At 56.3% G+C, this 13,533-nt stretch carries 13 protein-coding genes; 4 read left to right on the top strand and 9 right to left on the bottom strand.

Going from position 1 to position 13,533, the window contains the following annotated elements; translation table 11 throughout:
• Positions 1-31: 31 nt before the first annotated feature.
• The 9 genes from fliQ to HY282_04515 all read right to left on the bottom strand — a co-directional run bounded on the left by fliQ (position 32) and on the right by HY282_04515 (position 7,130).
• Positions 32-301, bottom strand: coding sequence for a flagellar biosynthesis protein FliQ (gene fliQ / locus HY282_04555; GenBank protein ID MBI3803013.1), 270 nt, complete (start codon positions 299-301; stop codon positions 32-34).
• 69 nt (positions 302-370) lie between these two features.
• Entirely contained in the window at positions 371-1,135 is a 765-nt protein-coding gene (gene fliP / locus HY282_04550) for a flagellar type III secretion system pore protein FliP (protein MBI3803012.1), read from the bottom strand.
• Positions 1,132-1,443 (bottom strand): flagellar biosynthetic protein FliO, encoded by a 312-nt coding sequence (fliO, locus tag HY282_04545; GenBank protein MBI3803011.1) that lies wholly within the window; start codon positions 1,441-1,443, stop codon positions 1,132-1,134. Before fliO ends, fliP begins: the two co-directional genes overlap by 4 nt.
• A 2-nt stretch (positions 1,444-1,445) precedes the next feature.
• Positions 1,446-1,853: a flagellar motor switch protein FliN gene (fliN, locus tag HY282_04540; protein ID MBI3803010.1), complete on the bottom strand. Its 408-nt coding sequence runs from the start codon at positions 1,851-1,853 to the stop codon at positions 1,446-1,448.
• Between the two features lie 11 nt (positions 1,854-1,864).
• Positions 1,865-2,836 (bottom strand): flagellar motor switch protein FliM, encoded by a 972-nt coding sequence (gene fliM / locus HY282_04535; GenBank protein ID MBI3803009.1) that lies wholly within the window; start codon positions 2,834-2,836, stop codon positions 1,865-1,867.
• Positions 2,837-2,884: 48 nt separating this feature from the next.
• Positions 2,885-3,421, bottom strand: a complete 537-nt coding sequence (locus HY282_04530) for a flagellar basal body-associated FliL family protein (GenBank protein ID MBI3803008.1) — start codon at positions 3,419-3,421, stop codon at positions 2,885-2,887.
• A 238-nt stretch (positions 3,422-3,659) separates the two neighbouring features.
• Complete coding sequence (locus HY282_04525; protein MBI3803007.1) at positions 3,660-4,973, bottom strand: flagellar hook protein FlgE; 1,314 nt, start codon at positions 4,971-4,973, stop codon at positions 3,660-3,662.
• A gap of 21 nt (positions 4,974-4,994) precedes the next feature.
• Positions 4,995-5,663 (bottom strand): flagellar hook assembly protein FlgD, encoded by a 669-nt coding sequence (locus HY282_04520; protein ID MBI3803006.1) that lies wholly within the window; start codon positions 5,661-5,663, stop codon positions 4,995-4,997.
• 57 nt (positions 5,664-5,720) lie between these two features.
• Entirely contained in the window at positions 5,721-7,130 is a 1,410-nt protein-coding gene (locus tag HY282_04515) for a flagellar hook-length control protein FliK (GenBank protein ID MBI3803005.1), read from the bottom strand.
• A 340-nt stretch (positions 7,131-7,470) separates the two neighbouring features.
• On the opposite strand from HY282_04515, the gene HY282_04510 reads away from it, so the two are divergent.
• The 4 genes from HY282_04510 to HY282_04495 all read left to right on the top strand — a co-directional run bounded on the left by HY282_04510 (position 7,471) and on the right by HY282_04495 (position 13,533).
• Positions 7,471-8,916, top strand: a complete 1,446-nt coding sequence (locus tag HY282_04510) for a sigma-54-dependent Fis family transcriptional regulator (protein ID MBI3803004.1) — start codon at positions 7,471-7,473, stop codon at positions 8,914-8,916.
• A 198-nt stretch (positions 8,917-9,114) separates the two neighbouring features.
• Positions 9,115-11,202, top strand: a complete 2,088-nt coding sequence (locus HY282_04505) for a tetratricopeptide repeat protein (GenBank protein ID MBI3803003.1) — start codon at positions 9,115-9,117, stop codon at positions 11,200-11,202.
• Entirely contained in the window at positions 11,177-12,100 is a 924-nt protein-coding gene (locus HY282_04500; protein MBI3803002.1) for a hypothetical protein, read from the top strand. The genes HY282_04505 and HY282_04500 overlap by 26 nt, the downstream gene beginning before the upstream one ends.
• Entirely contained in the window at positions 12,097-13,533 is a 1,437-nt protein-coding gene (locus HY282_04495; protein MBI3803001.1) for a sigma-54-dependent Fis family transcriptional regulator, read from the top strand. The genes HY282_04500 and HY282_04495 overlap by 4 nt, the downstream gene beginning before the upstream one ends.

Raw genomic sequence — 13,533 nt, 5'->3', positions numbered from 1 at the left:
TTTGCTTCTTCCTCCAACCCTTCCCCGAAGGTCAGTGGACGTAATTGGGAATATTGATCAGCAGACGGCTCGTAAACTCGATGATGATCGAGAGCATCCAGGGGAAGAAGATCAAGAGCGCCAGCGAAACCGCCAAGATTTTCGGGAGAAAGGTGAGGGTCGCCTCGTTGATCTGGGTCACCGCCTGAAAAATGCTGATGATCAATCCGGCAACCAGACTGAAGAGGAGCGCCGGCGCCGCCAGAAGCAGCGCGGTTTCGATGGTCCGCTGGCCCATTTCAATCACAAACTCTGGCGTCATCTCTCTTCCCCCTTATTTATTAATCACCTGTATCCCCATCGGGAGCGACAAAAAAGGACGGGACCGGCCCTACGCGAAACTCTTTATCAACGATCCAACGATGAGATACCACCCGTCGGCCAAGACGAAGAGGATCAGCTTGAACGGAAGGGAGATCATCACCGGCGGGAGCATCATCATCCCCATCGACATCAGAATGCTCGCGACGACGATGTCAATGACGAGAAAAGGGAGAAAAAGTAAGAATCCGATCTGAAAGGCGGTTCTCAGTTCGCTGATCATGAAAGCCGGAATGACCACATGGATCGGAAGCTCGGAGGGGCTCTTCGGGGGAGGGAGCTTCGCCATATCGACAAAGAGGGCGAGGTCTTTCTCCCGAACCTGCTTTAGCATAAACCCCCGCGCCGAATCGGCCGCCCGATCGAGCGCCTCCGCCTGGGTGAGCTTTTGCTCGAGGTAAGGCTGAAGCGCCTCCGCGTTCACCTTCTGCCAAACCGGCGACATCACAAAGAGGGTTAAGAAGAGGGCAAGGCTGATCAACACCTGGTTGGGCGGGGTCTGCTGTGTTCCCAAAGCATGCCTTAAAAAAGAGAGGACAATCACGATCCGGGTAAAGGAGGTGACCATCATGATGAGCGCCGGCGCCAGAGAGAGAACCGTCAAGAGGAGGAGAATCTGAACGACGACCGACATTTGCTGGGGGGTGCCGTTTCCGAGGTTAATCGTCAGGGACGGGGCCGCGTTGGGGGCATCGGCAGCGGAGGCGAGCCCGATCATGCAGATCAAGAGCAGGCTGCAAAAGAGGATGCCTCTGAAAGCCCAAGTCTTTTTCATACCGATCTGGAGTCCTCTCTGGTCTCAATGGGCTTCGCCGGAAGCGGAGGACCCTCTAATCGGGTGAGAAGGGAGATCTGCGTGGCGGTGATGCCGACCACCAGGTATTCTTTTCCGACCTCAATGACGGCGATCTCCTTTTTGGGGCCGAGATAGGTGGTCGATAAGACTTGAATCAGCGGCTGGGTGCGCCAGAGCCCCAATCGGCCGCCGAGAAAACGCTTGACGGCATAGGCCGTCAAGGCGATGATGCCGAGGACGAGGAGAAGCGACGCGCCGACTTTGACCAAATTCCAAAAAGGATCCACGGTTATCCTTTGCTGAGTTGTTTGATCCGCTCGGCCGCGCTGACGATGTCGGTCAGCCGGATTCCGAACTTGTCGTTCACTACGACCACCTCCCCTTTGGCGACCAGCTTGTCGCCGATGTAAAGATCCATCGGCTCTCCCGCCATTTTCTCAAGCTCCACCACCGAGCCTTGCCCCAGCTGAAGCAAATCCCGGATGAGGATTTTTGAGCTCCCCATCTCCACCCGGATCTCGAGCGGAATGTCGAGAATGAAGTCGAGGTTTCCAGCCGGCGCCTCCGGTTTTTTCTGCTCCAGCGGGGCAAACGCAGCCGGCTTCGGTTCGGGCGCCGCCGGGCGTTTGGCCGGAGCGGCCGGAGCACCGGCCGCCTTTGGCGCGCCGACACCGGCTTTGGGATCCTCATTTGCCATGCGCTACCTCCCTAACGAATCAGTGAAGAGATCTGAAAAGCGGGTTTCCCTCGATGAACGCCGGGGTGCCCTCGAAATTTCGGTCTTCCTTCCACCTTCATTTCCAAGTCGTCATCCACTTTTTTCTCGAGAACAATGACATCTCCCACCGCCAGCTGCGTAATTTGCTGAACCGTCAAAACGGCCGCGCCCAATTCCGCCGTCATCGAAACCCAACAGTCGGTGACCTCGGACCGAAAACGGGCGGTCCACTCCGGATCGACCTCTCGTGCAGCACCCTGTAAACCGCCGACGAGCTTTTCAAAAACCGGCTCCATGGCGTTATAAGGAAGGGCAAGCAGAATCTCTCTCGCTTGCTCTTCAATCTGCATTTTGAAAGAAATCCGGATCACCGACTCGGCCGGACTCATCACCTTGGTAAATTGGGGATTGCTCTCGGAACGGATCAATGAGGCCTTAAGCGGGAAAAGCGGCGCCCAGGCCTTTTGGAACTCCTCGAGAATCATCCCGATCACCCTCCGGATCACCCGCTGCTCAATCGGCGTAAACTCCGTCGCAGCGGGTTTCCCCTCGCCCTGACCGCTCCCTCCAAAGAGGAGATCGAGAAGGGTATAGAGGGTTTCGGCCTTCATTAGGATGACCGCCTGGCCTTTCAGCGGCTCCACCTTCACCAGGCTGAGGCTGATCGGGGCCGGGATATCCTTCATAAACGCCTCAAAGGAGAGGACCTGAATCGGCATCGGCTGAACCCCGATCTCTTTCCGGACCGCAGAAGAGAGCGCGGCTTGAAAAAAACGGGCGAAACGCTCATGGGCGAATTCCAGGCCCGACATCCCCCCGGGAGGAATCGGGTCACGGATGGAAAAGTCATACGATTGAACCCCCTGCAGCGGCGCCGCGGTCGGACGGGTGCTGACCTTTCCATCGCTGACCCCTTTGAGAAGGGCATCGACCTCTTCCTGAGATAAGATTTTTTCCGGCATAAGCGTTTCACGAGAGCGGCCCGGGGAACGGCCCGTTTGCAGTAATGGCTATTGCGCCACAAAATCGGTAAAGTAAGCGGTCTTGACGACCTTCTGGCCTAAAATCGTATTGAGTCGTTGAAGGATCTCATCCCGCAGTTCCATCTTTCCTTCGACCGTTCGGATCGCCGCATACTCTTTGCTACTCAGGAGAATCAGCATCGAGTCCCGGATTTGAGGGGTGCGGTCATTGACCACTTGGGTATACTCCGCTTTCGACAGCTCCAGCTTGATCGTCACCTTGAGGTATCGGATCTCTGGCGTATCGGCCAAATTCACGACGAAGGGGTCGAGATCCAAAATGATCCCCGTCCCTTTTTCCTCCATCTTCTCCCCGCCATGCTCGGCAGAGGCTTTCGCAGGAACCGGTTTTTCCCCCGTCACCGCCGCGGTTTCAGAAGAACCTTTCTTCATTAGAAAGAACCCTCCCCCCGCCAAGATGAGAACGAGGGCCGCCCCGCCGATGAGGATTAATTTCTTTTTCGAGCCTCCTTTTGGGGTCGGCTCTTTTTTTTCGGGCTCACCTTTTTTTTCTTCCTCTGCCACGGAATCACTCCCCTATGGTATCAGTCCATCCGGCATGAGTAGCAATGTCTATGCCAGCGGCACTCTCCTCAGAAAGACGCGCCTAAACGTGAGGATCAGCCCATTATTTATGTTTAAATTGATTCGCAGACGAGGAGCGGGAAGGGAAAGTTTAAAGAAGTGTCAAACAAGGAGAGAAGAGCGTCATCTCTTTGACGGGAGCGCCGGGGAGGGAACCCCGACGCTCCCGTCAAATTAATTAATGGACCAGATTGACGAGTTCCTGGAGCATTCCGTCCGTAACGGTGATCACGCGAGAATTGGCCTGAAATCCCCGCTGGAATTCGATCATCTTCACAAACTGTTCAGCCAAATCGACGTTCGACAGTTCAAGTGAATTTGGAAGAATCTTTCCCATGCCGGCAGAATTCGGCGCGCCTAAGATCGGCTGGCCGGATTCGGCGGAGATGGCGTAGAGATTATTGCCAAGCTTGCCCAGCCCCTGCGGATTATTGAACCGGCCGAGCGTGATCCCGCCGAGAGTCCGGCTCTTCCCGTTGGTGAATAGACCGGTGATCAACCCGTCGTTGTTGACGGAGATCCGCTGAAGCGATCCGGAGCCATACCCATCTTGTATCTGGTTGAGGACCGCCGACGTCGATCCGAATTGGGTGACGCCGTCCATCCCGGTTCCACCGTCCGTGGTGATGCTGTTGCCGAAATCGAGGCTGATCGCCTGATTCTGTGCCGCCCCTCCGGAAAAGTCGAAACCGCCGGTGGGAGAAACGCCGGTGGCCTCCGTATCAAGCTCACCATTCGGCGTGAAGGTCAATGTCCCCTGTGCCTGGATCTGTGCAGTTCCGCTGGCCGAATCGTTCGCATTAACGACCGCGAACCACTGCCAGGTATTCCCCCCGCTCGGCGCCGGCACCACGGGCGCATCCTTCCTGAAATAAACGGAGACCAAATGGCCATTCCCCAACGAATCGAAGACGCTGAGGCTCGTCGAGAAATTGGAAGTGGTCGTCGGATTGTTTACGTCGAAAGCAGCGGGGGCCGTCGCACGGGAATCAATATTAGCCACCAGGTCCAGTGCGGTGGTTGCTTGCGGGGGAAACGTCGTGGAGGGCACATTAAGATTCCCCACCTGGCCGCTGAGATTGCCGGTGGGGTCGGCCTGATACCCCTGGAGAAAGAGACCGTCCGGATTTACGATAAATCCGTCTTTATTGACACTGAAAAGCCCGGCGCGCGTGAAGGCTTCCGCACCCGCTGGCGATTGCAATTGAAAGAATCCATCTCCATCGAGCGCCAGGTCGAGGCCATTGCCGGTCGTCTCGAACGAGCCCTGGGTAAACTGGCTTCGGATACTGTTCACAGAAACCCCATGTCCTACTTCGGATCCGCTCGACGCCCCGCTTAAGTTTCCTCCAATCACATCGGCGAAGGCGATGCTGCTGTCTTTAAAACCGACGGTCGCCATGTTCGCGATATTATTGCTGACGACCGAAAGGCCGGTTCCGAAGGCATTGATCCCGCTGACGCTTGAAAAAAGAGACGTTAAAATGGCCATTTCATTTACCTCCTGTTTTTCTTAGTTATCGATCCGCAATACGCCCGACGCCGGCACCCGCGCGCCGTTCACCATCAGATAAGCGATGTTGTTCTCGAACGTCACGCCGGTCACCTGCCCGTGGGTATAGGTCGTCGCCTGGACCGGTTGTCCGCTGCCGTCCACCGCAGCCACGTTAAGGGTATATTCGCCGCTCGGCAGCCGATTTCCCTGGTCATCGAGACCGTTCCAGGTCACGGTTTGTAATCCTGCTGGCTGCGCGCCCGCTCGGAGGGATCGGACGACATTTCCCTCCCTATCGGAGATCTGAATCAAGACCTGTTTTGCATCTCCACCCAATTGATAGCTTAAGGTCGGTGATGTATTTCCATTGACCGGAATCGTGCTCCCCTCCACCTGAACATTCTTGCCAATCAGGCCGGCCGCGCTGTAATTATTGATCGAGGCCATATATTGCGTGAGCGTTCCAATGCTCTTGTTCATGTCGACCGCCTTCTCCACCTGGCTGAACTGGGCGAGCTGCGTGACAAATTGTGTGCTGTCCATCGGCTGCAGCGGATCCTGGAATTGCAATTGCGCCGTCAGCAGCCTTAAGAAAGTGTCTGCGCCGAGTTGATTGACGGCCTGTGTGACCGCCGTCGATTGTGTCGGCGGTGTGGTCTGTGTTGCCTGTGTTGCATTAATTGCCATCGGTTTCCTCCCAAAAATGTCGCTCATTCCTTGATTGATAACGAGAATCCCCTCTCTTCATATATAGATATTGATCGCGCCTCGCGCCTCTTGGATCATCCACCGTTGGTCGGCAGAGATCTCCCCCCCCTCAGCCGAAAAAAGAGAGGCCCCCGATCCATAAAACGGAGCGTCCGTTCCACGCTGTCGGAGCTGATTTTCCCAGCCGAGCGAAGCCTGGCCGGGATTCCCGAGGCTGACCGAAAATCGATCGACCTTCAATCCCTGATCGGCGAGCGTGCCCCTGAGCAACTCCTGATTCCCTTCCAAAATCGCCTTGACATAGGGATGCTTCGTCACTACCTCCGCCACAACCCGCTCTTGCCGAACGGAGATATCGATCTGAAGCGTCCCGAGCGTTTCCGGCTCCAGCCGGAGTCGGAAGGAGTGTTCATCTTTCCCGTGAGACAAGGTCCATTTCTCGGCAATTTGGTGAAGAAGCTGTCTTCCATCCGGCAGCCCCTCCGGGGGCGCGAGACCGGGCGTCCCTTTTGACTGGACCGAATCGGACGGTCGGACGCCGTTTTCGATCCGATCATTCGCGTGAACCGTGGAAGGGGAAAGCGCGGTAAGGTTCGTTGTCATCTCATTCGCAAATAGCGGAACACTCTCCGATCCCTTCGATCTCTTTTCCGTTCCGGCCCCTTCGGATCGCTCCTGACCTGTATCGGAAGAGGTCGAAAGCAAGTTATTTTCTTTTCCCGTCGCAGGGACCGATTCGGCTTTGAGGAAAGAATGAAACCCGGTTGGGGAAGCTCCCTCCGGCGTGGCCGAAGGGGCTGAACCGGGATGCGCCGCCGCCTTCTGAGAGTGGGCCTCTCCCGAGATCAGGGGCGGAACCTCCTCTTTAATGAGTGCAGAGGCGCTCGACGGGCGGTCCGATCCAGATGAATCCGATCGGCTGACCTGTTTTGAGGGAGCTTCCGCCTCCGTCACTTTTTGATCGGTCGGTCCAATCGGACCGGATCGCTCTTCTTGTGGCTCCATTTCGGGAGTATCGGCAACCGCTTTAAGATTGACCTGTTTTGGAGCCGGTTGAACTCCCAGGGACGGCAATGTCATCCCCAAAAGGTCCTTCGCTATCGCGGGGGGTTGAGGTAGTGAAGGTCCATTCGGCAAGGGATTCTGTTCAGCGGTCGTCTGAATCATCGTCGCCGGGGGAATGGTAAATCCGGCGGCAGCCATGAGCGCTGGATCGGCTGCAACAGGGTCTGGAGACGCCTCTTCACCCTTCGCGTCCGGGAGCGGGTCCTTCTTCTCCTCTTTCCCGTCGACCGGGTAGAATCCCGACGCGGATAGGGACAGCATCGCACCGACGGTAAGGTTCAGCGGCGCTTTCTCCTTCTCCACTAAAGGGGTCTCACTCGGGTTGGAGACTTGCTCCAGGACTTTTTGGAACCGATCGCTCTTCTCTCCCGCCCTGGACACCGGCTTTGGGTCCTGCGCTCTGATAGGGGCAAGGTCATTCATTATCGAAAGATCGGATCGGTCATTCATTTTTTATTTCCAGACGTCCATCACTTGATCGATGATTTGAGATCAGAGCCGGATAGAGCAAGATGCATACCACTGCGATTTTCCTTGTTTCATCAGCTGTTTTATCGGGACCTGCTTCCCTTCTCTGGAATCTCTTTGCCTACCGGTCGGCATTTTCTGCCGACAACCCCATCGATCCGGCACGATGCGTTGACAGAAGGGAAAAGTCTGTTATCCTCTCTTCTGTTGTCACTATGGTATAGCCTTCTTGTGTATATTCGATCGAGCGCGCATGAGCGATGTCCGGATTCTTATCATTGAAGATGACCCTCCCGTCAGAGCGTTGGTCTCTGAGCTGCTGGCCCGAGGTGGATATCAGGTCGAAACAGCGCCCGACGGCCTGAAAGCCCTCTCCTTAATAAAGCAGTCCCCCTATCAGCTCTATCTGATCGATTATCATCTTCCCGGCGTCAACGGCATCGATGTCATGAAAGAAATTAAGCGGATCGACCCCTTGGCAGTCTGCATAATAATGACCGCCAATGGAACGGTGACCCTTTCGGTGCGGGCGATGAAATCAGGGGCGTTTGACTTCATCACCAAGCCGTTTGACAACGAATCTGTATTAAGCGGGATCAAAAACGGGGTGGCGTATGGTCGTCTCAAACAGGAAAACCTGACCTTAAAGAAAATAATCTGCGAAAAATATCAATTTCAAAATATGATCGGCGAGAGCCCTCCGATGCATGGAATTTATGACCTCATCTCGCGCGTCTCCAACAGCGACAGCACGATCCTCATCCAGGGGGAGAGCGGCACCGGAAAAGAGATCGTCGCCAAAACCATCCATTACAACAGCACAAGGCGAGACATGCCGTTGATCTCGGTGAACTGCGGGGCGATCCCCGAATCGCTCCTGGAGAGCGAGCTCTTCGGTCACGAAAAAGGGGCCTTTACCGGCGCAGTCACTTCCCGGATGGGACGATTCGAGTTGGCAGAGGGGGGCACGCTTTTCCTCGATGAGATCAGTGAACTCCCTCTTTCCTTACAGGTCAAATTACTTCGGGTATTGCAGGAGCGCTCTTTTGAGCGGGTCGGCGGGACCCAAACGATCCATGTCGACGTTCGGATCATCGCGGCCACAAACCAAGATCTGGAACGGGCCGTCGAAGAAAACCACTTCCGAAAGGATCTTTTCTACCGGTTGAACGTGATTCCGATCGTGATGCCCTCTCTTCGACAAAGAAAGGAGGACATTCCCCTGCTCATTGCGCACTTTATTCAACGGTTGAAAGATAAAAAACCTCACAAGATCGAAGGGGTCTCTCCAGACGCGATGAAGCTTCTGCTCGATTATCCCTGGCCGGGGAATATCCGGGAACTCGAGAACTTCATTGAGCGGTTGGTCATCCTTAAACAGGAAGGGTTCATCCAACCGGCCGACCTGCCCGAGACCCTCACGAAAGGCCAAGAACGCCGGCTGCTGTTTCAATTTGATCTCCCCGAAGAAGGCGCTAACTTTTTCGAACTGGTCTCCGAGTTTGAGAACCAACTCCTTCAGCAGGCGCTGCTAAAAGCGAACGGCGTCAAAAATCGGGCGGCGCAGCTGCTAAGAATGAACAGAACCACGCTCGTTGAAAAACTCAAGCGGCGATGGGCCTCCGATGCTGCCTGGGATTCTCCCTCTTCCGATACAGAGGGTCCCCGAAAATCTCTCTCGGCTGGGAACCCGATATAAACCAATGATGCTTCTTCTCGATTCTTGACTCCGGCTGTCAACCCGTTGACGGCACCCTCCCTTGAGGCAACGACCATGGTGCCTCCCCCTTCACTGAATTCGTTTAAAATTCTCCGCCGAAACGAAATCCCTTCATCCGGATCAACGAAAGAGTCGGCACCCTTCTTGCTTATACCGGGTTGGGGTAGAAATATGTCGATGAAAATGGTTTCGAGGGTCTCGGCACGATTTGGAATGAACCTCCTCATTCCGATCACATTCGTCTTTTTCTTGCAGTCGAATGTTCGGGCGGAGGATCGGGAACTTCCCTTGTTCCCCGAAAACTATGCCACGCCGGAAGAAGATCCCTTTAAAAAGATTTTGGAAGAATATCGTGGCAACAACTTCGCGCGTGCCGCCGCGGCGACCGATCAGCTCTTACAGCGGTTATCGGAAGGCCCGCTTTCGGAAACAGCCTCCTTTCTCCGGGGCGACATTCAACTGAAGTGGGCACAAACGGGAGGGACCAAACACCTTCATCGCGCCATTTCCGCGTTTCATGAAGCGCAGCAGAGATATCCCGATTCGGAAAATGCGATCCGCGGCCTTTGGAGGATCGGCCAAGCGTATGAACAGCTCGGTTTCAATTATGAAGCGATCGGAAGCTTCAAGAGAATTCTTCTTCGGCATCCGAACAGCCGGTTCGCCCCGCTCGCTCAAATTGGAATCGCTCAAACCTACCGGGGATGGAAAAAGTGGACTGAAGCGGCCGAGGCGTATGAAGGGATCCACCTTGATTCCCTTTCTCCGGAGGACCAGACGCTTGTTCTGGTGGGACATGCAGACAGCCTCTTTCATCAAAACCAATTTGAGGCTGCTTATCGAAAATATGAACAGGGAAAGGCCCTCTCGGGGAGTAGGCCGACCCCGGTCGTCTTATTCCAACATGCCGAGTCCGCCTATCGGACCGGCCGGACCGGCCAAGCGCGTCAACTCTTCTTTAACCTGCTGACCCTTTCCTCGCGCGATCCCCTCGCACCGGTCGCCTTTGTCCGAACTGCAGACACGTGGCGACGCGAAGGGGTCATCGACAAAGCAGGGCTGGTCTACACCCAAGTGCTGGCGGCGCCCGGAACAAACCCAAGCGGCGGCCTCGACAAGCTGATTGCCGCGATCGGCCAGATCACGATGCAAGCGTGCGGCGCGCCGGTCTCATCGAAACCGCTCCTCTGTCAAACGGCCTTGGACGAAGAGGGGCTTCATCAAGCGCTGGAATTGGTCGAAACCCAGGCGAGGATCGTTTTACAAGCATCCCGTCTCGATGATTTCGCACAAGAGACCCTTCTGGAAGCCATCGAACAGTTTCGAACCTACGGTGCGTTTACCGTGGCGCTCGATCTGGAAGAGCATCTGATGGCCTTTCCCTCCGCTTCCCATTTCAAACTCCGCCTCACGGCCGTTTATCGAAAAACCATCGGAGAAGAGATCGGCCGGCTTGCAAAAAAAGGGGACGACCTTAAGATCGTCGAGCTCTTTCATGCACGCTCCGCCGATTTTACTCCGCCGATGCTGACCGGTCCGACCGGCTTACAGGTGGGGGTCAGCCATGCCCGCCTCGGCCTTCATGCACAGGCGATCGAGCTTTTTTCCCCCATCGCCGCCAGCTTGTCCAACCGATCGGCGGAGGAGGCCCTCTTCCTGCTCGGAAAGAGTCTGCTGGAAGAGGACGCCTACGACCGTGCCGAGCAGAAATTGAGCGCCTTCATTAAACGTTATCCCAGAAGTCCCCGGATCCTCTCCGTTCTGGTCGATCTCGGCGGCGCCCTCGATCGCCAGGGGAAAGCCGATCGCGCGATTGAAATCTATCACAAATGGCTCCTTAAATACCCGAGCCATCCCCATCAGGAACGGATCTCTCTTTTGCTCGCCAAGGCCTACCAACGGAAGGGAAATTTTCGAGAAGAGGCGGCAATCTATCAAAAATGGATGAGCCGCAATCCTTCAAAGTCGGCTGATCTCGCCCTCGACTTAGGGGAGGCCTATTATCATCTCCGGGAATATGGAAAAGCGATCCAACTTTATCAAACCGTATTGAAAGAAAATCCGGAGACGTCGAAAGAGGATTGGATCCGATTTCAGATGGCCAAGAGCTACCACGCGATGGGACAGCGGGATCGCGGGAGCTCGCTCTTTGACCAGCTCGTTCAAAACGCGAAAGATCCGCTCATGCGACAGATGGCTGCGGAAGAAAAAGCCTCCTTAAAACAAAAGCGCGGGGTCGATGGGAATCGAAGAAAAGAAGGCTAAGCTTCTGGAAGAAGCATTCAGCCGGTTCAATGAAACGTCGGTCGATCTGGAGAAAGCCTATCGCCTTCTCCAAGAGCAGGTGGCCCAATTGAAGCAGGAGCTCGAAGCGAAGAGCCATGCGCTGGCAGAGAGCCTCCAGCAACGGGAAGCGCTTCGAGAAGAGGCGGAGCGGAATCACCGCTTGGCCGCCGTCGGGGAAATGGCCGCCCGAATGGCGCATGAGCTGAGAAACCCGCTCGGAAGCATCGAGCTCTTTGCCTCTCTTTTAAAGAAAGGGCTGACCGATCCGTCGCTGCGACACTATGCCGGTTATATCTCGACCGCCGTCTCCGCGATGGACTATGCCCTCTCGAACCTCCTTCTTTTCACACGAACACCGACCCCTCACTTTCGAAGAGCAGAGTTCAGGAAGATAATCCAAGACGCCTACCTTTTCGCCCTTCCGTTGATTCAACAAAATCAGATCAAATGGATTGAATCGATCGACTCTCCGCCGGAATGGTTCTGGTGCGATGAAGATCTGATCCGCCAGATTCTTCTGAATTTGATTTTGAACGCGGTCGAAGCGATGCCCCGGGGAGGAGAGCTCCGCCTGGAAGTTCTCTCCCGCCGGGATCCGGCCGCGCCGGGTTCGGATTCCGCAGCGGCGGAGGGGATGACGATGCGGATCTCCGATACGGGGGCCGGGATTTCCCAAGAGATCCTCCCGAGAATTTTCGATCCCTTCTTTACCACCAAACAAAGCGGAACCGGTCTCGGCCTGGCGATCGTCCATAATGCCGTGACGGCGCACGGCGGATCGATTCAGGTTCAGAGCGAGGTCGGCCGGGGGACGACCTTTATATTGGAATTGCCTTCCCTCCGGCCCATAAACCGATCTGAGGAGAAGAGCGAATGACCGATCCCTCCCCTTCCAAACCGATCCTGGTGGTGGATGATGACCCTGCCATGCGGCTCGCCCTCGCGGAGAGTCTTCGACAGGCGGGCCACTCTGTTTTGATCGCCTCCGGGGGGGAAGAGGCGGTCGCGCTCTGCCGCGAGCCGATCGCGCTGATGATGACCGACATCCGGATGCCGGGGATGAATGGGATGGATCTCTTTCAGGAGGTCAAAAGGCTCAAGCCGTCGCTTCCGATTATTTTGATGTCGGCGTTCGGAACCATCGAGGTTGCGGTGGAGGCGATGAAGTCGGGGGCCTTCGATTACCTGGTGAAACCGTTCTCACAAGAGGCACTCGAGACGGTCGTTCGGAAGGCGTTGAGGGCGCAGGAACCTTCGGCGGCTCCATGGCAGCCGAGACCGACGGAGACGTCGGCAGGAAGAGCGTTGCTCACCCAGGACCCCGGCCTGCTGAAGCTTCTTAAAACGGCCGAAGTGGTCGCCGCCGGCCAAACCTCGATATTGATCGAGGGGGAGAGTGGAACGGGAAAGGAGCTCCTGGCGCGCTTCATCCACAGCCATAGCGCGCGGGCGCACCGTCCCTTTATCGCCATCAACTGCGCCGCAGTCCCGGAGGCGCTGCTCGAGAGCGAGCTCTTTGGATTCGAAAAAGGGGCCTTCACCGGTGCGGCGGCGAGAAAGCCGGGCCGCTTTGAGCTGGCCCACACCGGAACATTGCTTCTCGATGAAGTCGGCGAAATGCACCTCTCGCTTCAGGCCAAACTGCTCCGGGTCCTACAGGAGCGCGAGGTCGACCTGCTCGGCGGAAAAGGCCCCATCTCCCTCGACATCCGGGTCATTGCCGCCACGAACCGCCCGCTGTGGGAAGAGGTCAAGGCCGGCCGGTTCCGCGAAGACCTCTACTACCGGCTGAATGTCTTCCCGCTCCGGCTCCCCCCGCTGAGACAGCGGATCGTCGACATTCCCCTGCTCGCCGATCATTTCATCAAGAAAGGATCGTTCAAAAACGGGAAAGCGGTCCTCTCCATCTCACCCGAGGCGCTCTCCCACCTGATGAGGCAGGAGTGGCGGGGAAATGTCCGGGAGTTTGAAAATGTCATCGAACGGGCGGTCCTCCTCTGCGATCAGGGGGTCATCCGCCCTGATCACCTCCTCTTCGAGGAAGCCTTCGAGCCAAAAGCGGAGCGCCCCGCGCTGCGAGCCACCACCGTCTGGGAGGCCGAACGGGGTCTGATCCTAGAGACCCTCGAGCGGGTCGGCGGCAACCGAACCCATGCCGCCCGGCTCCTCGGCATCAGCATTCGGACCCTCCGGAACAAACTGAAGGAGTACCGAACCGCCGAGCTCGCAGACCCGTCCCCTTCCGGAATGGTCGGCGTTCCCTTGGAGCGGCAAGAGATGAAAGAGATGCAAGATATAAAGGAGGAATGA

This window comes from Candidatus Manganitrophaceae bacterium (assembly GCA_016200325.1).
Taxonomy (GTDB): Bacteria; Nitrospirota; Nitrospiria; order SBBL01; family Manganitrophaceae; genus Manganitrophus.
The sequence above is the reverse complement of the archived record's forward strand: the minus strand, read 5'-3'. Positions and strand labels throughout refer to the sequence as shown.